Source organism: Micromonospora sp. CPCC 205539 (genome assembly GCF_036906815.1).
Taxonomy (GTDB): domain Bacteria; phylum Actinomycetota; class Actinomycetes; order Mycobacteriales; family Micromonosporaceae; genus Micromonospora.
Genome location: NZ_JBAKHW010000051.1, coordinates 1 through 20967, shown reverse-complemented (window position 1 = coordinate 20967; position 20967 = coordinate 1). Strand labels below are relative to the sequence as shown.

The window sequence follows — 20967 nt, the reverse complement described above, 5'->3', positions numbered from 1 at the left end:
GCCAGCTCAGGTCGACTCCGGGATGGGCCTACCAGCCTCCGCTGGTGGTGGCGGGGTCGAGTGGATGCGGCGGTCGAGGCGGATGGCGGCGTAGCCCAAGGCGGACACGGCCGTCACGATCAGCAGGTCGGTTGCGGTGACCGGTTCGGTGCCGAGCAGCTGACGCAGCGGTGGGGCGTAGATGGCGGCGAGTTGCAGCAGCAGGGCGACGCCGACGGCGGCGAACAGCATGGGATTTGCCGTGGTGCCGGGGCGGACGCGTGATCCCAGAGCCACGGCGAGTTGGGTGAGGCCCAGGGCGAGGAACGTCAGGGTCTGCCACGGACGGTCGGTAGTGTGCGCCCACAGGCCGACGCCGATGGTGACGGTGGCGATGACCGCCGCGACGCGCAGCACGCGTTGCCACAGCCCGGCGCCGAGGACGGTTTCAGCCGGCGGCCGCGGGGGCCTGCGCATCCCGTCGGGGTCGGCGGGCTCGCTGCCCATTGCGAGGCCGGGCAGGCCGTGGGTGAGTAGGTTGATCCAGAGGATCTGGGCCGGGAGCAGCGGCAGGGGCAGGCCGACGAACGGCCCGACGAGCATCACGGCGATCTCGGCGGCGCCGCCGGACAGGGCGTAGAGCAGAAACCGGCGGATGTTGGCATAGACGCGGCGGCCCTCCTGCGCGGCGGCGACGACGGTGGCGAGTTCGTCGTCGGCGAGGACCAGGTCGGCGGCTTGGCGGGCGACTTCGGTGCCGCGCTTGCCCATGGCCACGCCGATGTCGGCCCGGTGTAGTGCGGGGCCGTCGTTGACGCCGTCGCCGGTCATCGCGACGACCTCGCCGGCGGCGCGCAGGGCGTCGATGATGGCCACCTTCTGCTGCGGGGTGGCGCGGGCGAAGACCCGCACGCCGCGGGTGGCTGCCGGGCCGGGATCGGTGGTACGACAGTCGACCGCCGTCTCGCCGGCGTCGATGATGCGGAGTTCGGTCGCGATCGCGGTGGCGGTGGCGGGGTGATCGCCGGTGATGAGGACCGGGATGATGCCGGCGTCGCGGCATGCGGCGATGGTGGTTGGGGCGGATGCGCGTGGCGGGTCGAGGATCGCCACGAGGCCCAGTAGTCGCAGGCCGTGCTCGTAGCCTGCGGCGTCGCCGGGCACCGCGTCGCGTTCGGCCTGGGCCACGGCGAGGACCCGGTATCCCTCGCGGGCGAGAGTGTCAGCGCGGTCGGTGGCCTGACGCAGCACGTCGGGGTGCTCGGTGATGATCGCCGGCTGCAGCAACGACTCCGGGGCACCCTTGCAGATGACCCGTACGCGGCCGTCGGCCAACTGATGAACCGTGCTCATCCGTTTGCGGTCGCTGTCGAACGGCACCTCACCGCGTCGGGGCGACGCCTGGTGCAGCGCGTCGACGTCAATGCCGATCTTGCCGCCGGCGGTCAGTAGCGCCGCCTCCGTTGGATCACCGACGGCCAACCAGTCGTCGTTGTCGGGGCTGGGCGCTCGCAGCGACGCATCGCTGCAGAGCACGGCCGCCCGCATCAGCTCGAGGAGGTCGGGAGCCTGGTCGCCGGCGACGATGTTCTCGCCGTCTCGGTGGATCTGCCCGTCCGGGGCGAAGCCGAACCCGCTGACCGAGGCATCTCCGTATGGGGTCCACAGCTGCCGGACGACCATGGTGCCTTCGGTGAGGGTGCCTGTTTTGTCGGTGGCCAGGATCGTCACCGATCCGAGGGTCTCCACCGCCGGCAGCCTGCGGATCACGGCGTGGCGGGAGGTCATCCGGCGTGCGCCCAGGGCCAGGCTGAGGGTGACCACTGCCGGCAGTGACTCCGGTACGGCGGCGACCACCAGGCTGATCGCGGTGACGATCATCAGCTGCAACGGTTGTCCGCGCACCAGGCCGAGGGCCAGGACCAGCCCGCAGAGCAGCAGCGCGCCGACAGCGAGCTGACGGCCCACGCCGGCCAGGCGACGCTGCAGGGGCGTCAGGCCGGGACTGGCGACCATCATGGCGGCGATGCGGCCCATCGCACTGTCCGCGCCGGTCGCGGTGATGACGGCACGTCCGCGGCCCCGGATGACGACCGTGCCAGCCGACACGACCGCTGAAGAAGCCGAGTCCGCGCCGGTGTCGGCGAGGAACTTGTCGACGGGCGCGGACTCTCCGGTCAGCGCCGCCTCGTCGACGAGCAGCGCGACCGACTCCACGAGGCGGGCGTCCGCGGGTACGACGTCGCCTTCGGCCAGGATCAGCAGATCGTCCGTGACGAGGTCCGCAGCGGGAACCTCGCGTTGCCTGCCGTCGCGGACCACCCGGGCGGCCGGGGCGGACAGGGCGGACAGGGCGGTGATGGCCCGCTCCGCCTTGATCTCCTGGAGCACGCCGACGGTGGTGTTGACGGCGATGACCAGCAGGATGACAGCCGCGTCGGTGAAGTCGGCGGTCGCCAGGGTGAACCCTGCCGCGGCGAGCAGGACCAGCACCAGCGGGTCGCGCACCTGCGTGACGATCCTTCGCCACAGCGGTGTGGGTTGCGGCGTCGGCAACACGTTGCCGCCGTCACGCGCCAACCGCGCTGCGGCCTCGCCCGACGACAGGCCACCGGCATCGGCCGAGGCGGGGCGCAGTTCACCGTTCGACCAGAGCTCCAAGCCCACATCCGGTACGACCTGTGTCCTGGATACGGTCATTGTGGTTCGCCGCCTTTTCGATCGTGGGACAGCCTCGCGAGGCCGGTGGTGCGCGACGGCTGGTCAGGCCCGCTCGATGACCTGTTCGGCAGGGATTCGCGGAGTGTGCGGAGCGGCGGTGCCGGCCGGGTCCGCCGTAGTGAAGCGCAGCACGAGCTGCGGGTGACCGAGGTCGGCCAGCAGGCGCCGCAGGTGCTCACGGGTGACGGCCACTTCGATCGTGGCGCTCAACGGCAGGACGGATACTCCGAGTTCGGTGGCGGTGAGCCAGGCGGCAGAGAGCGTCTCGCCGGCGCGGAGCCAGTCGAGCTTGCCGTCCTCAAGCCCGTAGAGAATCGCGAAGGTGGCGGCGTTTTCGTGCGCCTCGGAGATGGGCAGGTCGCCCTGGTGGCCGAAGTCGCGACCGGGCACGGTCGTCTGTGTAGTGCGATCACCGATGGCGGAGTCCGGAATGCCGGTGCCCAGGGGCCGGGTGCCGCCGGTCCAGTAGGCGAGCTCGGCCTGCCAGGCGACCTCGTCGGCCTCGGTGCGCTGGGCGTGATCGACGGCGGTGGCAAGGTCGTACACCTGGGCGGGTTGAAGCAGGTGTAGGTGAGCGCCGGCGGATTCGACGGCCGTGACGATGGAGTGCAGCCTGTCGGCAGCGATCGGGTCACTTACGACGGGCCTGCGGTCGGTGTGCCGTAGAGCGATGGTTTGCAGATGGCGTACCGCAGCCGGGGTTACCGGGATTCGATGGTCGACGCGCACCTGCGCGAGGTGGTCGGGGTGCGCGGGGTTGGGCAATCGGGTGACGAGCGTGTGCCAGCCGGCTGCGGCGAGGCTGACCAGAGCATGGTGCAGCGCGGCACCGCAACTCAGGACGGCGAGGCGGGAGTCGGGGTCGGTGATCTCGAGGCCCCGGCTGTGATCGAGGTAGAGGTGCAGCTCGTTGCTGGTCACACGCCACCGCCAGGGCTGCGTGTTGTGGATCGAAGGGGCGTGCCCCGCCGCTGCGGCGGCGGCGAACAGCGCACGGGCCTCGGCGCGGGTGTCGGCGGCTCGGATGGAAGCGTCAGTGCTCACGGTCGAAGCTCCTTCTGAATGATTGAACGTCCGACCGGTCATGGGGTGCGTGGCCACACCCAGTCGCGGATCTCGGGCAGGTCCTCACCGGTACGCCGCACGTAGGCGCGGTGCTCGGCGCGCTTGTCGACCATCTGCTGGCGCAGGACGGCTGCCTTGCGGCCGAGGCCGGGAACCCGGTCGATGACGTCCATGACGAGGTGGAAACGATCCATGTCGTTGACGACGAGCATGTCGAACGGTGTCGTTGTAGTGCCCTCCTCCTTGTAGCCGCGCACGTGCAGGTTGTGGTGGTTGGTGCGCCGGTAGGTCAGCCGGTGGATCAGCCACGGGTAGCCGTGGTAGGCCAAGATGACCGGCCGGTCGGTGGTGAAGATGGCGTCGAACTCCGGGTCCGGCAAGCCGTGCGGGTGCTCGGAGTCGGGCTGTAGGCGCATCAGGTCGACGACGTTGACCACCCGCACCTTGAGGTCGGGCAGGTGGTGGCGAAGCAGGTCGGTCGCGGCGAGGATCTCGTAGGTCGGTACGTCTCCGGCGGCGGCGAGGACCACGTCGGGGTCGCCGTCGTCGTTGCTCGCCCAGTCCCAGATGCCGAGGCCGCGGGCGCAGTGCAGCGCCGCATCGTCCATGTCGAGCCAGGTGGGGGCGGGTTGCTTCCCGGCGACGATGACGTTGACGTAGTCGCGGCTGCGCAGGCAGTGATCGGCCACCGAGAGCAGGGTGTTGGCGTCCGGTGGCAGGTAGACCCGGACGACTTCCGCCTTCTTGTTGACGACGTGGTCGATGAAGCCGGGGTCCTGGTGAGAGGTGCCGTTGTGGTCCTGGCGCCAGACGTGAGAGGTGAGCAGGTAGTTCAGTGACGGAACGGGTTTGCGCCAGCCGAGGTGGCGGGTGGTCTTGAGCCATTTGGCGTGCTGGTTGAACATCGAGTCGACGATGTGGATGAACGCCTCGTAGCAGGAGAACAGCCCGTGGCGGCCGGTGAGCAGGTATCCCTCCAGCCAGCCCTGGCAGGTGGTCTCGGAGAGGATCTCCATGACGCGGCCGTGCCGGTCCAAGTGCTGGTCCACGTCATCGACTCGGGCCTGCCACGCCTTGCCGGTGGTGTCGAGGACGGCGCCGAGCCGGTTCGATTCGGTCTCGTCCGGGCCGACGAGGCGAAAGTTCCGGTACTTCACGTTGGCTGCCATCACGTCGCGCAACCAACCGCCCAGCACCCGCGTCGCCTCGGCGATCTCGCCGGCCTTGACGGCGTAGTCACGGAAGTCGGGCAGCTCAAGGTCTCGGGGGAACCGGCCGCCGTTGGTGTGCGGGTTCGCCGACATGCGCAACTCACCTCGGGGCAGCCAGTCGACGACCCAGGACTGCGGCGTGCCGTCGACGTCGAACAGCTCCTCCGGCCGGTAGGAACGCATCCACGCGGTGAGGGCGTCGAGGTGGGCGGCGTCGTCGCGGGCCGCCGTCAGCGGGACCTGGTGGGCGCGCCACGTTCCCTCCACCTGCAGACCGTCGACGATCTGCGGGCCGGTCCACCCCTTGGGGGTACGCAGCACGATCATCGGCCAGCGGGGCCGGTCGGTGACCCCGTCCTCGCGGGCGGCCCGTTGAATCTCGGTGATCTCGTCGAAGGCGACGTCGAGGGTGGCGGCGAGGAGCTGGTGGACGGTGGTGGGGTCGTCGCCGGCGACGAGGTAGGGCTTGTGGCCGTACCCCTCGAGAAGGTTGCTGAGTTCGTCGTCGCCGATGCGGGCCAGGACGGTCGGGTTGGCGATCTTGTAGCCGTTGAGGTGCAGGATCGGCAACACGGCACCGTCACCGACCGGGTCGAGGAACTTGTTCGAGTGCCACGACGCGGCCAGCGGGCCGGTCTCGGCCTCACCGTCGCCGATGACACACGCCACGACCAGGTCAGGATTGTCCAGGGCCGCGCCGTAGGCATGCGACAGCGAGTAACCCAACTCGCCGCCCTCGTGAATCGATCCGGGCGTCTCCGGCGCGACATGGGACGGCACGCCGCCGGGGAAGGAGAACTGGGTGAACAGGCGCTGCATGCCGACCGCGTCCTGCGATATCCGCGGGTAGATCTCGGAGTAGGTGCCTTCCAACCAGGTGTTCGCGACCAGTCCGGGACCACCATGGCCCGGCCCGGTCACGTAGATGACCTCCCGGCCGCACGCGGCGATGATCCGTGACAGATGGGCGTAGAGCAGGTTCAGGCCAGGGGTGGTGCCCCAGTGCCCGAGCAGCCGCGGCTTGACCTGCGCCGGTTGCAGCGGCTCGCGCAGCAGCGGGTCACCCATCAAGTAGATCTGCCCGACCGACAAATAGTTCGCCGCCCGCCAGTACGCGTTGATGCGTTGCAGCTCGTCGGAACCCAACGGCTCGCCCGCCGCCACGTGGAGCATGGATGCGGTGTCCAGAGGTGGGGTGCGGGTCGCGGCCATCAGGACCGCCGCCTTTCCTACCGGTAGCGGAAATAGTGCCGTACACGCGTGCATGACGATGGTCTGCCGCGGGCGCGGGCGACGTTTATGCGCCCGCCGGAGACGAATGCGCCCGATCGACGATGTGCTCAGTCTGCGCTCGCCACCGGCCGATGGTCAGGGCCAAAAGGCCCCTTGAGCCGGGCCTGCCTCCTCCGGCTGCGCCATCCGCCGGACCCCGACCGCCAAGGCTTCGTCGCCGCGCGCCATGCGGGCGATCTGTCGTTGCCGCGGGCGTCACTCGGTGCGGGTTTGGGCGGTCAGCCGGTAGCTGCGGCCGAACTCGCTGCCCAGGGCGGTCGTAACGACGACGGCGCGGGCTGTACCCGCTGCGGCTGTCGTGCCCATCCACACCAGGTTGCCAGCGTCCAGCGGCGCCACGCTGGCCGCTACGGCGTCAGATGTACGCCGGGCGGCTCGCTCTCGCCGGTCAGTGCAGAGTGGTCGACGCTCCTCCCGACGTCAAGGGCGATGAGGACTGCCGGCCGGGGGTGCTGCCCCAGCCGTGGGTTACAGCCAGTCGTTGCGTTTAAAGACCCCGTACAGGCCGGCGGAAAGCGCCGCGATCAAGGCCGTGGAGACCAGCACTCCCCATTGGCTGCCGAAGCCGGGGTACGGCAGGTTCTGGCCGTAGAAGCCGGTGACCGCAGTGGGGACGGCGATGATGGCCGCCCAACTGGTCACCTTCTTCATGATCAAATTCATCTGGTTGGACTGGATCGTCAGGTTCGTCTCAACTGTCGTCGCGACGAGGTCGCGCAGAGACTCGGTCCACTCGGTGACCCGCAGGACGTGGTCGTAGACGTCCTGGTAGTACGGCTTAATCACCTCGTCGACGACGTGCAGGTCGCGACGCAGCAGGCTGTTGAAAACCTCCCGCATCGGCAGCACCACCCGACGCAGTACGACGAGGTCGCGACGCAGCTCGAAGGAGCGCCGCTGTACGGCCTGGATCTGCGCCCGGCGCTCGCCGAACAACAGCTCCTCCAGCCGCTCGATGCCCTCGTCGAGCTGCTCCACCGCACGGAAGTGCCCGTCGACGATATGATCGAGCAGGCCGTGGAGCAGGAACGCGACGCCGTAACTCGCGAGATCGGCCGAGGAGTCCCAACGGGCAAGGACTGGCGCCATGTCGAAGCCATCGTCCTTGCGCACGGTGATCAACGCCTGGTCGGTCAGGAACACGGCTATCTCACTGGTGCGTAGCCGGATCCCCGGGGACTCGATCTTGACCGCGTAGGCGCTGATAAACAGGTGTGTCTCGTACCGATCGAGCTTCGGACGCTGCGACTCCTGGAGGGCGTCCTCGATGGCGAGCTCGTGCAACCCGAACTGGGTGTCCACCATCTCGAAGTCGCCAGCGGTGGGCCGACACAAATCGAGCCACACCACGGATTTCGGGTCGGTCAGGTGCGCGGAGATCTCCGCGACCGGAAAGTCCCGCGCGACGCAGACGCCGTTGTCGTACAACCGGGTGCGGACGCGGGACTCTGGTCCGCTCAGGTCGCCCACATCATCGGGCTTGGCCTCGGCGACCGCAGTCATCGCAGCAAGCTCCGGGATGTCCGGGCCTTGTCCCCCGCGATCGCGCCGGGAGAGATCCCCACGACGGTCATCCGCTCTGCGCCTGTCCCCACGTCGCCGCCTCCTGTCTCACCTCGGTGCCGGACCGTTTCAAGCTCGGCTCGACCGTCGTGCGCGACTCAACCGTGCCCCGGGAGGCGGTGTGTCGGACAGGGCCACAAGACCCGAACGTTTGACCGGTACCGCGGCACCTCCAGGACTTTTTGGCCCTGACGTCTGCTGCTCGCGCCCCGACGGTGGCGCTGAACGCTGCCGTCCGTCCCGCTGATGGACTTGCTTTCGCGCCTGACAGCCCGTAACGACGGTGGTGGGCGGAGCGCCACCGGGGTCCAGAGCGACATCCGCAACACAGGCCGTTGACCAGGCGCGTGCGATGCACGGGGTGTTTCTTTGCGGCAGGAATGTTCAGGTGTCGAAGGGCTTACCCGGCGACGGGCTGTCGCAGGTCAGCGGCGATCTGGCCAGCCCAGGTGTCGATCTCCGACCAGTCCCGGAAGTCGCCGACCGCGACATGTAAGGCCATGACCATGGCCTTCTCCGCGAGGCCGAGGCGGTGGCGGTCGAGACGACCGGCGAAGACGCGATGATCGCGTGCGTGCACGGACGCGACGATGCCACTGACCTCGGCCGGCGCCCCAACGGGCTTGGGCGGATCACCGATCGGGCCGCTGGAGAACAGCCACACCGAATGCGGTGGGTTCAACGTGATCCGCTCTGCCGCGCTGCGGGCCTCTTCCAACCAACGTCCCATATAGACCGCGCTGCCCAGCACCAGTGCGTCGTAGGAAGTCGCGTCCGTGACCTCTGCCGCAGCGGCGACATCGACGACGGAGCCGGACGGCAATCCGCCCCGGAGGGCGGTCGCGATGTGAGCCGCGATCTCTGCAGTGGATCCATGCTTGCTTGCGGCGGCGACGAGAACCCTCATGGCTGACAACCCTTCCCTTGAACTGGTAGGCCGGCGGCTGCCGTACCCAATGGCGAGATCGCGGCTACGTAACCGCACACGGGGCGGCCCCGCTACGTCCTTTCGAGCACGGTGGTGGTCATCAGCTGGTAGATCAGCTCGGGCTGCTGGAACAGCATGCGGTGACCGGTCCCCGTGGGGTCGCCCATGCGGCTATCAGGCCGTACAGACCGGCGGCGACTGCCGCGGCGGCGCCGATGAAGCGCTGCCGCCGGGCGCCGGAGGCCGTGCGCTGCGGACCACCACGACATCATCGGGTGACCCGCAGCGGATCTGACTACTTGAGCCAGGTGGCGTTACGGACCAGCGGGGTGGACGACCACACCTTGCCGAAGCCCAGGGTGTTCCCGGCGCCGAGCAGGGCCAGCACGATCAGGATGGCCGCATAGATGAGGTGGTCGTCCATGAACGGGTTACTCGACGGCGGCAGCACGGCCGCCCACATCATGACGACCAGGATCGCGCCACCGATGGCGGCGAGTCGCATCCCGATGCCGAGGATCAGCGCCGCGCCGATGGCTAGCAGCGCACCCATGAACAGCACGTTGGTGACGGTGTTGCCGGCGATGGCGGTGAAGAAGCCACTGAACGGGCCCTCGGAGCCGCCGAGGAAGCCCGCGGTGGGGCTACCGCCGTTGAGCCAGGACCGCGCCGACGGGGTGGCGAATCCCCACCCGAACAGCTTGTCCAGGAAGGCCCAGAGGAAGACCCAACCCAGCGCGATCCGGATGCCCGCCAGCAGATAACGGGCCGCGACAGCGGAGCGGCTTTCGGCGGCGGGTAGTGCCGCTGACGAGTCACGACCGGTGGGACTGGCGTCGGCTTCTTCGAAGTGCCGGCCCGCGGCGGGCCGCCGGGCCGCGTCAGGTACGGCGACGGCCAGGGGCGCCGTCGGTGGCATCGTGGGGCCGGCGGCGGTGGGGGTCACGGCGTTGTGGTTCCGGGCGATGTCGACCATCGCACTCACGATCCTTCTTGGGCTGATGGTGCGGTGTCCGCCGGGCGTACGCCCGGTGGGTCGGCTGTTTGAGCCCGGCTGCCGTCCATCCCCGACGACAGACGGCGACCAGACAATCGGACTTCTACGGGGTGGCGCCGGCGAGCGGGGCCTTGCCGTTCGGTGCAGGCTGAGCAGGCATCGGCTGGTCAGGAGCTGGCGTGGCTGTCACGTTCGGCGGGGATGCGGCGGCGGCCGCGTTTTCTCGGGCCAGGAACGAGCCCAGCTCGCCGATGGTGGACATCAGCGGGGCGGGGAAGACGACTGTGGAGTTCTTGTCGACGCCAAGCTCGACGAGGCTCTGCAGGTTGCGCAGCTGCAGGGCGAGCGGGTGAGCCATCATGATGTCCGCGGCGGTGCCGAGCGCGTCGGCGGCAAGCGCCTCACCCTCTGCGGCGATGATCTTCGCGCGCTTCTCCCGCTCGGCTTCGGCCTGGCGGGCCATCGCCCGTTTCATGCTCTCGGGCAGTTGGATGTCCTTGAGTTCGACCAGGGTGACCGCGACGCCCCATTCTTCGGTGGCGACGTCGAGGATCTCGCGAATGTTGAGGTTGATGCGGTCGGTCTCGGACAGCGTCTCGTCGAGGGTGTGCTGGCCGACGACCTTGCGCAGGGTGGTCTGGGCGATCTGGTTGATGGCGGCTTCGACGTTCTCGATTGCCACCACCGACTTGACCGCGTCGGTGACGCGGTAGTATGCGACAGCGGAGACGTCGACGCTGACGTTGTCGCGGGTGATGATGCCCTGCGACTGGATCGGCATCGTGATGATGCGCAGGCTGACCCGGTGCAGCACGTCGACGAACGGGATGATCGCCGTCAGCCCGGCCTTCTTGACGCCGATGACCCGGCCGAGCCGGAACAGCACCCCCTGCTCGTACTGCTTGACGACCTTGAGGGACAGCGCCAGCAGCAGCACTGCCAGCGTCGCGACGATGATCCAGATGGTGGTGGTCATGATGCGTTTCCCCTTGCTGGCATCGGAAACCCGGAGCCGTCTGCGTGCAGGGACGAGCTGGTGATCAGTGCGTGCCGGCGTGGATGACGGCCACCGGTCCGTGGGCATGGTGGACGAGCGCCCCGCTGACCGAGCCGAGCAGCATCCCGGCGAAGCCACCGTGGCCACGGCAGCCGACGACGGTCAACGCCACGTCACGGGACGCGTCGATCATGCTGTGCTCGGGATTGAGGCTGCGGATCGGCCGGGATTGCACGTCCACGTGCGGGTGGCTGGCCTGCACGGTCGCGGCGGCGTCGGCGAGGATCTGCTGAGCTTCCTGCTCGGCGGCGCGCTCCGCGGCGGTCTGCGCGTCGACATCGTTGCCGGCGAAGCGTTCCCACGGGCCTGGCCAGTAGACATGCGTGAGGATCAGCGGCACCTGCCGCTGGTCGGCTTCGGTGGCCGCGAAGTCCCGGGCCGCGTCCGCGGCCGGTGAACCGTCGATGCCGACCAGCACCGACCCGAGGGAAGGCACCGGCAGGTCCGGCTGCTCGGGGCCACGCTCGACGACCGTGTCGGCAACCGGGGGCCGGACCACGATGACCGGGCCGTGGGCGTGCGCGGCGAGCTGCGCGGAGACGGAGCCGAGCAGCAGTTCGGCGAAGCCGCCGACGCCGCGGGCGCCCACCACGGTCACCGCGGCGGTGCGCGACTGCTCAACGAGCACCGACGCGGCGCCGCCGGCGATCCGCTGGCACTGCACCTCGCCCACCTCCGGGTGCTGCTTGTGCAGCCGCTCGGCGGTGTCGTGCAGCAGCGCGTTGCCGGCCTCCTCCGCGCCCTGATCCACGCTGCCCAGGTAGGGATCGGACATCATGGTCGGTCCGAGACCGTAGAACGGGGTGAGGTAACCCGACACCAGCCGCAGCTCGGCTCCCCTGCGGAGCGCGAGGGTGGCGGCGTACTCGGCGGCCGCCATGCTGGACGGCGAGCCGTCCAGCCCTGCCACGATGAGCGGAATCTGGGACATGAGGGTTCCTGTCTGGTCGACGTTCACGGGCGCAGCGGGGAGTTGTTGTCGGTGCGCCAGGGTGCGATTGCCGGCTGCCCGGCGGGCGCGTGCCCGACCCGGAACGCCTCGCCGTCGGCGTACAGGTGCAGACCTGACGCGTCGACGTCCCCGCACCACCGCTGCGTGTCGACGATCGACGGCGCGGTGCCAGTGGTGCGAAACACCCACTCGCGGGTGGCTGCCGTGATCGCCGTGTCGCTGTCGGTCTGCATTTGGCTAGCTTGCGCTTGCACTGCTGCGCGGGGCAGAGGCGGTGGGCCCTGCCGGTGGGGGCCGTTGTACCCGCGTTCGCACATGCCGAACGCTGGATCCCAGATCGATCCCGCTCGACGAAGCAATCGTCGAGCGGGACCACGGCCCGGCGGACATCAGTCGGCGCGGCTGAGGACCACCTTGAGCGCGCCGGTGTCGGCGGCGTTGGCGAGCACGCCGTATGCGTGCATGAACTCGTCGAAGCCGTACCGGTGCGCCAGGAAGCGTTGCGCGTCGATCTGCCGGCTGGCCAGCAGGCGTAGCAGGGTGGGCGTCGAGGAGGTGTCGACGACACCGTTGTCGCTGGCGGCTTACGCCGTAAATGGCAGCGTGCACCGGAAGGGAGCGGACAGGCAGTGCCATAAGACCTGAAACCCTCGTGTGTCTCACTGCAGAACTGCCAGGAAGGGCCGTTGGACCCTGCTCAACCAGGCCGCCAAGGAGTACAACGGGAAGATGATCCGTGTCTTTCTGCTCGATGACCATGAGGTTGTCCGTCGCGGCATCTGCGAGCTGCTGACTCAAGACGGTGACATCGAGGTCGTCGGGGAATCCGGATCGGCGGTCGAGGCTGCGCATCGCATACCGGCGCTGCGGCCGGACGTGGCGATCCTCGACGCCCGCCTGCCGGACGGCAACGGGATCGACGTCTGCCGGGACGTGCGCGCGATCGACCCCACCATTCACGGGCTGATACTGACGTCGTACGACGATGACGAGGCGCTCTTCGCGGCGATCATGGCCGGGGCCGCCGGATATGTGTTGAAACAGATTCGTGGTATCGATCTGCTTGACGCGGTGCGCCGGGTTGCCGCCGGGCAGTCGCTGCTCGATCCGGCGGTCACCGCCAGAGTGCTGTCGCGTATCCGCGATGGTGTGGAGGCGCCCGATGAGCTCAAGTCGCTGACCGATCAGGAGCTGAAGATCCTTCGGCACATCGCGCAGGGCATGACGAACAAGGAGATCGCGCAGGAGATGTTCCTGGCCGACAAGACGGTGAAGAATTATGTCTCGAGCGTCCTGACGAAACTCGGCCTCGAGCGGCGCACCCAGGCGGCAGTCCTCGCCACCAACCTGATGCGGGGCAACTCCCGCTGATCGGACGACACGTGGCAGGCCCCGCGACGTACGGCGGGCCTGCCACGTCGTCCGCTCCAGGTTCCGACTAGCGCTTGGCAACCTTCGCGGCCTTGGCGGGCTTGGCGGGCTTGGCGGCTGACACTCCGTTGCCGACCGTGATCGAAATGGCGCGCTGCTGCTGCTGCGGTGCGGTCACCTTCGCGTGAGTTTCCAGGATCCCGTTGAGGTACGACGCCTGGAGGCTCTGCTCGTCGATCCCATGAGACAACCGCACGGCGCGATCGAAGGCGCCGTAGGCGAATCAGTGTGTGACTTGTCCTTGTGGTGGGGGCGATAGCCTCGGCGTCGACGCCGACCACGACCTGCCCCGTGGACTCTGCCATCGGTGGCCTCCTGTCTGCGGCCGGCATTGCCGGCCTCGACCGAGCGATGGGTGGCCGGTCTCCAGGATCGCGGACGGCAGCAGGTGCGCGAATTGCCGAAAGACCTGGTAGGACCGGGACTCTCGGGAGGCGGTGGAGGAACTGGCGGAGCGGTCAGCTCTTGAGGGGCACGTCCCACACCAGCATGGCACCATGGGGGTGGACGTCGGTGACGACGAAGGTGCCGCCACGCTCCTCGGCGCGGCTGCGGAGATTGCCGAGCCCGTTGCCGCCCGCCGCTGCGCCGACGCCGACGCCGTCATCGGCCACCCGCAGGATGAGGCGACCTGCGTCAACCGCGACAGCGATCGTGACAGTTGTCGCCCGAGCGTGCTGGACGATGTTCGACAGCGCCTCGCCCAGGACCGCGATCAGGTCGGCGCGCAGCGAATCTGGAACCGCGAGGTCAACAGCCCCGGCGATGGTCAGGTGCGGTCGGAAACCCAAGCTCTTCGTCGCATCGTCGGCGGCCGCTGTCAGCGCGGCGCGCACCGATCCGAGGGCTGGCTTGTGCAGGCCGAAGATGGCGCTGCGGATGTCGCGGATGGTCGCGTCGAGTTCGTCGATGGACTGGTCCAGGCGCTCCCGGACGTCTGGAGGTTCGGCTCGGCGCGTCAGTCCCTGCAGTCCGAGACCAGTGGCGAACAACCGCTGGATCACCACGTCGTGCAGGTCCCGTGCGATGCGCTCTCGATCGGCGAGCACCACCATCATTTCGCGCTCCTCCTGCACCCGTGCCCGCTCGACGGCGAGGGCGGCCTGGGAGGCGAACGTGGTGATCATGTTGATATCGGACGCGCCGTCGAAGCCCACGCTGCTCGTCGGCAGGATCACCACGAGCACCCCCTGCACCGCTCCGGTCATCGCCAACGGCGCCAGCAGCGCCGGGCCTGCCGGCAACGGCGCGGGCCAGACCGCAGCGCCGTCCAGATTGTCGATCAGCAAATGACCGCCGGCGGCAATGATCTGCTCGAACGGCGTACCGTCGAGCGGGATCGACGCCCGGTCCAGCGCCGCGTTCGACGGCGCGGTGACCTCGACACGCAGCTCACCGGTCGTCTCGTTGTGAAGCAGGATCGCGACGAGCGCGGCATCGGCGACCTCACGGGCGTGGTCCACCACCAGCCGAAGCACATCGCTGCGATCGACCTGGCCGACGAGGGTGTCGGTGATCTCCGCAGTCGCCTGGAGCCAGCGTTGGCGCCGGACCGCCGCCGCGTAGAGCCGAACGTTGTCGAGAGCGATCCCAGCCGCGGCGGCGAGGGCGATGACGATCTCCTCGTCGGCGTCGCTGAACTCGGCGGCACCGCGTTTCTCGGTCAGGTAGAGGTTGCCGTACAGCTGGTCGCGGATGCGCACCGGCACCCCGAGAAAGGAGCGCATCACCGGATGGCCGGCCGGGAAGCCCAGCGAACGGGGATGGCGGCTGATGTCCGGCAACCGAATCGGCAATGGCTCATCGATGAGCAGACCCAGCACGCCACGGCCGGTGGGAAGGTCACCGATATGGTTCTGCTCGGTGACGGTCATCCCGTCGGTGATGAACTCGACGAGGCTGCGGTCAGGTCCGATGACGCCCAGGGCACCGTAACGGGCGCCCGCTACCTGACAGGCCGCCACGACGATCCGCGACAGTGTGCTGCGCAGGTCGAGATCGCTGCCGATGCCGACGACGGCCTGCAGCAGCGGCGACAACCGTTCCCGGCCCGCCATTCATGTCACCGGCCCGATGCAATTCCGGCGAGGTCCAGCGGCCATGCTCCACCACCGGGTTACCGTGCCGCGAACGGACGTCGACAACGCCGGACTCGGCGCGATTGGGGCTTCGGGGGCGATTCGAGCCTGATGATGGGGCCATTGGCGCGGTGCCGACGCTGCGGCCCCGTCCAGACTGGCGGCCTGCGCTGACTCGCCCGGTGCGCTCACCCTCCTCACACTAGCCCTGTCGGCAGCTGGAACAGATTCGGCGATGACGCACCTTTAGGGATGAGATCCGGCCAGCCTGGCCCCATCTCCGCACAACGGGATTATGAGCGAACGTAGTCGGGCCGGTGGCCGGTCACCCCTTGCCGACAGGCACGGGCGAGGCTTGGCCTTCCGATCCGCCGGCCAGCGGGTGTGGTTGGCCGGCGAGGGCAGCCAGCGCGGTGACGACGGCGTGGAGGTCGGCTTTGATGTGGGTGGTGGTGGCGGGCCCGCGGCGGTCGGGTGTACCCGGCGTAGGCGCTGGCCACACCGAAGCCGAAGTGGCGTTCGACCCAGGTGGTGTGGCGCAGCCAGTGCGGGTGATTCCCTGAGCGGCGACCCACGGTAACTGCCGGCCGATGCGTCTCCACATCAGGTCGTAGCGCCGATAGGTGGCAGGTTGGCCATTGCGGTAGCGCAGCAGCCCATCGATCGGTGCGACAGCGCCGCGGGCTCGGGCGTGGCCGTTCAGCCGTTTGGCGAGCATCGGTGTAATGGGCTGCCAGCGTTGCGTGGCGCCCTTCTCGCACAGGCGGATCAGCGCATGGTCGGTGTCCGGATCGATCAGGCGCAGCGCGAGGGCGCCGGCTCCGGCGATGCGACCGGCAGTGGGGTGGGAACGAGCGCCTCGACGAGTTGCTCGTCGGGCCAACGAGGGCGCGGGCGATCACGACTCACCTGACCCCCGCCGGCGGGGAGGCAAGAGTGTCAGCGCAGGTGGCACCGTCCCGGGAGACGATGCGCACATATGGTACGTCGTGGGTCGCGTTCCTTACGCGAGAGGAAGTTGATCTCGCCTGGATATCCACGAACTCTGGCGTCCGAGGATCGACACGACCCATTGCCCCACCACCGATGAGGCTCAATACCACCCTGAAGCTTGCGCAAGTCTAGGCACGTGGTGACCTCCCCGGTGCCGCCGAAGGCGCCCCCAACTGGAGGAGCCCGATCCGCACACGTTGCCCATGAGGTTGGCGTCTTAGGAGACCGGCACGGACGGCGCCCCGATGAGGCAGCCGGACGCAACTCGTCATGCGGCAGGCAAGCTCACCGCGGAGGCCACATCCCGTAACGCGTCCTAGGAGGTTAGGTCGTCGAATGTCTCGTGCTTCCTCGCGATAAGCGCGCGCTATTGATGCAGTTCAACGCTGTTCAGGACACCCGGCTGCTCCCACCCTGCTCCCCCAATCCCGGGCCCGTGACCCTGGCGTCGCCCAGGCGCCTTGGGGCTCCGCTTCGGCACGTCTTCATCGAGCAGCACGAGGCCGACGTCTCATCGACGCGACCGGGGTGCCGAGGCGCAGCGCGCACGGTCGGCGGCACATCCGGATGTCGGTTCCTGACGGTGGCAGGCATCATCATCGCGTGGATGCCCGCCGAACGATCGTCCTGATCGATGACCTCCGTTCGTTCGCCGATGGTCGCAGCGCCGAGGTGGCCCGTACCAGTGCCGCCGGAGTTGACCTCCTCGATCGGTACCGGGACCGGCGCCTGGACGAGCTGTGGCTGGACCACGACCTCGGCGGGGACGACACGATCTGGCCGGTCGTTGAGGTCCTGGAACGGGCGGCCTTCGACGAGCGCCCCTTTGACGTCGGCGTCATCAACGTCCACTCCGCCAACCCGGGCGGCGCCGCAAAGATCGCCCAGGTCCTACGGCACTGGGGGTATCGCGTCCGCGTCGCGCCGGGCTCCACCGACGTCGGCTATCTCGACGGCTGCGCGTGAGCTGACCGGCACGAACGCACCGCCCAACGGCTGTCACACTCGGATGGCGCCAGATGAGCGCATGCGGGATCACTCGTGCACGCCTATTCGGATTGCCGAGCAGGTCGGCGAGCGCTCCACCAGCTAGAGGGCGGAGATGGAGGTGGGAGCTCGTTCCTTCCGAGCTAGCGCGCGTATCACGTTCAGGGAACCGTGTCGCCAGGCCGCGAGGCTGCTCAACAGCTGGATTGTCGCCTCAGTCGCTGTCGGCGGCATCGGTGGCGTCGGCAAGCCGAGGCTGACTGCCAGGTCGTCGGTGTGCACGACCAGCTCCATGACCCGGGTCAGCAGGAAATCGTCGACCCTTAGGCCCCAGTCGCCCAGGTCCACGATGCGGTCGGGCGGTTGCGCTGTCACCGTGGCACGCAGGTCGGTCAATGCCGCATCGACCCCGTCCGCCAGCTCCCTGGCTGTCGTCGCTGCAGATGTCTGCTCGCTGCGGCGCCGGATGTCGATGTTGTCGGCACTATCCACGCCTGAAGTCACCCAGGCGTTGCCGGTGAAGTGCTCCAGCACCGAGATCGCCGATTCTCCTGGCGGCGCGGCGAGGAACGTCACGGTCTGAGTGACCTGGTTGGCCAGATGGCGGGCGAGGCCGCCGGTGGAAAAGTCCGGCAGGGCGCTGGGCGAGGACCATTGCTCGGCCAGTCTCGGATTGCGCAACAGCGCCATGGCGGTCTCGGCGGCGTCCAGGAACGCGGGTCGGATCATCGAGTGCACGTTATGCGCGCACAGGAACCCTTGTCATCCCCACACGCGTCGGCGAGGAGCGGCTCCCCTTGCGAGTGCGTGATCATCGGCAGATCAAGATAGCGGCTTGGGCTGGCGGCTAGGAAGATCAAAGCCATGGGGCACAGGTCTGCCAGGTGGGCATGGTCGAAAGTCAGCACGATTCACGGGGTCCGTGGTGGGGACGCCGGCGCGTGTGCCGGCGAAATCTCCTCCTACAAGTACCGCCTTTACGCGCCCTCCGACAGGTTCTACGAGCGTTGCGTCGGCTTGGCGTGGTGCTCGATCTGCCGCGAGTACTCCGGTGCCATGGTGTTCGTGCCACGGAACGAACACCTCCGGGACCTGCTTGCCGATCTGCCGACGCCCGAGCGTGAGAGGCTGGCTCGCAGCGAGGTGAAGCTGCTCGATTACCTTGATCGCCTCGTCCGGCGAAAAATCTCGCCGACACGCCAGCCGTGATCGGCGGACGAACTGGCGGCGCACTCAATTCGACGTGTGCGGACGCCGTCCTACCGCCTCCAGGAGGTGCCAGCGCTGACGCCTTCGGATCCGCCGAAGAGGTCACCGTTTACGAAGCCCTGCTCAGAGGTTCGCCAGTGGGATCTGGGTCTCAGCTTGCGGGATCCGTACCGACGCCACCGCGACGACAGCAGCGCGCTACGCGGCATGAGCGGATGTCTGGCCGGGTGATGGGCCTTGGCTAATGTCGGTCGTATGCGCATCATCACGAGCGGTCGTCTGTTGCTGCGTCCGTGGCAGGCAGACGACGCCGATTTCCTCTTCGACATGGAATCGCGCTGGGAGGTCGTACGCTTTCTGGGCCCGAACCCGAGGACGCTCAGAATGCGCGAGGAGGCGCTGGCCTCGATCAGACACCGCCGCGAGGTGGATCACCCGATCCACGGGATCTGGGCCATCACGACCCGGGATGGTTCTTTGGTCGGCAATCTCGCGCTCGTGCCGATTCCCCTCTCGGCCGGACAGCCGGCGGTTACGCCGCCCGAGGTGGAGATCGGCTGGCACCTTCACCCGCACGCGTGGGGAATCGGCTATGCCACCGAAGCAGCGCGAGCCGTCATGGACGACGCGTTTGCTCAGGGCCTCACGAGGATCATCGCCGTGACCAATGTGGGTCACGAACCCTCACAGGCAGTCTGCCGTCGACTCGGCATGGCACACCTCGGTCAAACAACCAGGTACTACGACACCACAAAGGAACTGTTCGAGAAACTGCCCGTTGATCACCTTGCCGCCCTTGCCGCGCACCCGTAGGACCCGTCGAGGGCTGGTACCGGCGAACGTCTTGCAGCCAGCGCACGTACCGCTCGATATCCACCCGAGCTGCGGAGAGCGGGTCAAGTCCGTGGTCGCTGCACCACCGGAGGAAGACCCGTAGGTCGGACTCGGTATGCACGCGGGTCTGCCCACGGTAGCGGCCCAAGAAGGCAGACACCGCAGCGCGCACGACAAGTTGGTTGGCAGGTACGACACTGGAAGCCGAAGCAGGAGAGGTAGCCATCATCACCGTGCGTCACCACCAACGATGAACGCCAGCCCTCCCGGAGCGGCAGAAGCGGGCGTTGGCCGCGCATCGGTTAACGCCAGGCCGTCCGTTTGAGAAACCCTTACCGACGGAGCAGGGCGGTGTGCGCCATGCGGGAAACTGCCTCACGTATCAGATCTGGCGAGCAAGCGAAGTTGAATCGCGCATGGCCGGAGCCGCGTGCGCCAAAGTCATGGCCGGAGCTGAGCGCGACCCGGCCGTGTTGCAGAAAGGCTTGCGCGGGGTCGGAGCCCAGGCGCAGTGGGGAGCAGTTCAGCCAGGCGAGGTAGCTGGCCTGCGGCATCGGGAAGGTCACTTCGGGTAGTTGCTGAGCTAGCTGGTCGCGCAGCAGGACGGCGTTGGCAGCCAGGGCGTCAACAAGTTGGTCGAGCCAGATCTCGCCATGCTCGAAGGCCGCGGTCGCCGCGAGCATCCCCAGGTGCCCGACGCCCCACGGCAGCTCATGAGGAAGCCGGTCGATCACCTGACTATGGCGTGGGTCCGAGGCAACGATAAGGGCACATTTGAGACCGGCAAGGTTCCACGCCTTGGACGCGCTGGTGAACGCGATCCCGGTCGCGAGGGCCGCGTCCCCACAGCTCAAGTAGGGGTGAAAGTGATGCCCCTGATGGGTCAATGGCCCATGGATCTCATCTGAGAGCACGGTGGCGCCGTAGCGGGCCGCCGCTTCCGCAAGGGCCTGCAGCTCGCCGCTTTCATGCACCCGGCCGGTCGGATTGTGGGGGTGGCACAACAGCACGACGCGGGCGCCGGCGGCTAGGGCACGCTCGATGCCCTCCAGGTCCAGGCGACCGCCGACCTCAAGCTCGACGAGTGGCACCTCCACTGCATGGGCGCCGACCTCGCGTAGCCAAGCGAAGTACGGCGGGTACACCGGAGGCATCACCACGACGCCATCGCCGGGGCTGACGAGCCGCCGCAGGACCTCCGTAACCCCAACCGCGATGTCTGCGCAGGTGCGCACCGCCGCCGGCTCGACATGCCATCGCCACCGACGCTGAGCAAACTCACAGAAGTGAGCGACAAGCTCGCTCGCGTCGCCGGCGTAGCCGGTGTCGGAGTCATCGACAGCCGCATGCAGCGCCGCCGCGATGGCCGGAGCCAGCCGCACATCCATCTCCGCGACAGGAAGCGGCAAAACGTCTGCGGGAAACGTGGTCCATTTCGCGCTCCGCCGTCGACGGAGCGCCGCGATCGGGAGATCAAAAGGCGCGTTCACCTCCAACACCCTGCCAGGCGACCTCATGCCGACCCGAAGGGGGATCCCCTACCGGACACCGCCGGCCCCGCACCACAACATCCGCTCATCGGCTACTTATGTACTGGTGCTACGACCGCAGCCCGGCCAGGCTTGGTCGAGGTGACCGGCGGGGTGGCTCTCTCATCGGCTGCCCACCG

17 protein-coding genes and 1 pseudogene are annotated in these 20967 nt (G+C 68.3%); 4 read left to right on the top strand and 14 right to left on the bottom strand.

The annotated features are described in order from the left end of the window. Nucleotides 1-6: 6 nt before the first annotated feature. The 9 genes from V6V47_RS29035 to V6V47_RS28995 form a co-directional block, all read right to left on the bottom strand. Nucleotides 7-2679, bottom strand: coding sequence for a cation-translocating P-type ATPase (locus tag V6V47_RS29035; RefSeq protein WP_334631610.1), 2673 nt, complete (start codon nucleotides 2677-2679; stop codon nucleotides 7-9). 63 nt (nucleotides 2680-2742) lie between these two features. After that, nucleotides 2743-3744 carry an Acg family FMN-binding oxidoreductase gene (locus V6V47_RS29030; RefSeq protein ID WP_334631609.1) on the bottom strand — a complete coding sequence of 334 codons (1002 nt, stop codon included), beginning with the start codon at nucleotides 3742-3744 and terminating at the stop codon, nucleotides 2743-2745. Between the two features lie 38 nt (nucleotides 3745-3782). Next, complete coding sequence (locus tag V6V47_RS29025; protein ID WP_442934322.1) at nucleotides 3783-6188, bottom strand: phosphoketolase family protein; 2406 nt, start codon at nucleotides 6186-6188, stop codon at nucleotides 3783-3785. 549 nt (nucleotides 6189-6737) lie between these two features. After that, entirely contained in the window at nucleotides 6738-7772 is a 1035-nt protein-coding gene (locus V6V47_RS29020) for a magnesium transporter CorA family protein (RefSeq protein WP_334631608.1), read from the bottom strand. A gap of 460 nt (nucleotides 7773-8232) precedes the next feature. Next, complete coding sequence (locus tag V6V47_RS29015; RefSeq protein ID WP_334631607.1) at nucleotides 8233-8739, bottom strand: flavodoxin domain-containing protein; 507 nt, start codon at nucleotides 8737-8739, stop codon at nucleotides 8233-8235. A gap of 316 nt (nucleotides 8740-9055) precedes the next feature. Beyond that, on the bottom strand, nucleotides 9056-9736 hold the full coding sequence (locus V6V47_RS29010; protein WP_442934324.1) for a hypothetical protein: 681 nt from the start codon (nucleotides 9734-9736) through the stop codon (nucleotides 9056-9058). A gap of 124 nt (nucleotides 9737-9860) precedes the next feature. Then, complete coding sequence (locus tag V6V47_RS29005) at nucleotides 9861-10841, bottom strand: slipin family protein (RefSeq protein WP_334631604.1); 981 nt, start codon at nucleotides 10839-10841, stop codon at nucleotides 9861-9863. Beyond that, complete coding sequence (locus V6V47_RS29000) at nucleotides 10798-11745, bottom strand: universal stress protein (protein ID WP_334631603.1); 948 nt, start codon at nucleotides 11743-11745, stop codon at nucleotides 10798-10800. Before V6V47_RS29000 ends, V6V47_RS29005 begins: the two co-directional genes overlap by 44 nt. Before the next feature lie 23 nt (nucleotides 11746-11768). Further along, nucleotides 11769-11999, bottom strand: coding sequence for a hypothetical protein (locus V6V47_RS28995; protein WP_334631602.1), 231 nt, complete (start codon nucleotides 11997-11999; stop codon nucleotides 11769-11771). Nucleotides 12000-12495: 496 nt separating this feature from the next. Here V6V47_RS28995 and V6V47_RS28990 point away from each other — a divergent pair, with 496 nt between their 5' ends. After that, nucleotides 12496-13137 carry a response regulator transcription factor gene (locus tag V6V47_RS28990; protein ID WP_334631601.1) on the top strand — a complete coding sequence of 214 codons (642 nt, stop codon included), beginning with the start codon at nucleotides 12496-12498 and terminating at the stop codon, nucleotides 13135-13137. A gap of 67 nt (nucleotides 13138-13204) precedes the next feature. Here V6V47_RS28990 and V6V47_RS28985 read toward each other — a convergent pair. The 3 genes and pseudogenes from V6V47_RS28985 to V6V47_RS28975 form a co-directional block, all read right to left on the bottom strand. Next, nucleotides 13205-13405 (bottom strand): annotated as a pseudogene (locus V6V47_RS28985) (Hsp20 family protein); the annotation flags it as partial. 250 nt (nucleotides 13406-13655) lie between these two features. Further along, complete coding sequence (locus V6V47_RS28980) at nucleotides 13656-15254, bottom strand: sensor histidine kinase (protein WP_334631599.1); 1599 nt, start codon at nucleotides 15252-15254, stop codon at nucleotides 13656-13658. A gap of 346 nt (nucleotides 15255-15600) precedes the next feature. After that, complete coding sequence (locus tag V6V47_RS28975) at nucleotides 15601-16158, bottom strand: site-specific integrase (RefSeq protein ID WP_334631597.1); 558 nt, start codon at nucleotides 16156-16158, stop codon at nucleotides 15601-15603. A gap of 713 nt (nucleotides 16159-16871) precedes the next feature. Between V6V47_RS28975 and V6V47_RS28970 the strand changes: the two genes are divergently transcribed. Continuing rightward, complete coding sequence (locus tag V6V47_RS28970) at nucleotides 16872-17234, top strand: cyclic-phosphate processing receiver domain-containing protein (protein ID WP_334631596.1); 363 nt, start codon at nucleotides 16872-16874, stop codon at nucleotides 17232-17234. 123 nt (nucleotides 17235-17357) lie between these two features. Here V6V47_RS28970 and V6V47_RS28965 read toward each other — a convergent pair whose 3' ends face one another. Further along, a complete protein-coding gene (locus tag V6V47_RS28965; protein ID WP_334631595.1) occupies nucleotides 17358-17984 on the bottom strand; it encodes a maleylpyruvate isomerase N-terminal domain-containing protein in 627 nt (208 codons plus the stop codon). Between the two features lie 135 nt (nucleotides 17985-18119). On the opposite strand from V6V47_RS28965, the gene V6V47_RS28960 reads away from it, so the two are divergent. Together V6V47_RS28960 and V6V47_RS28955 are read left to right on the top strand one after the other, a co-directional pair. Next, nucleotides 18120-18464, top strand: a complete 345-nt coding sequence (locus V6V47_RS28960) for a hypothetical protein (protein ID WP_334631594.1) — start codon at nucleotides 18120-18122, stop codon at nucleotides 18462-18464. A gap of 255 nt (nucleotides 18465-18719) precedes the next feature. Then, entirely contained in the window at nucleotides 18720-19277 is a 558-nt protein-coding gene (locus V6V47_RS28955) for a GNAT family N-acetyltransferase (protein ID WP_334631593.1), read from the top strand. A gap of 353 nt (nucleotides 19278-19630) precedes the next feature. Here the strand turns inward: V6V47_RS28955 and V6V47_RS28950 are convergent, their stop codons facing one another. After that, nucleotides 19631-20788: a MalY/PatB family protein gene (locus tag V6V47_RS28950; RefSeq protein ID WP_334631591.1), complete on the bottom strand. Its 1158-nt coding sequence runs from the start codon at nucleotides 20786-20788 to the stop codon at nucleotides 19631-19633. Nucleotides 20789-20967: the final 179 nt, after the last annotated feature.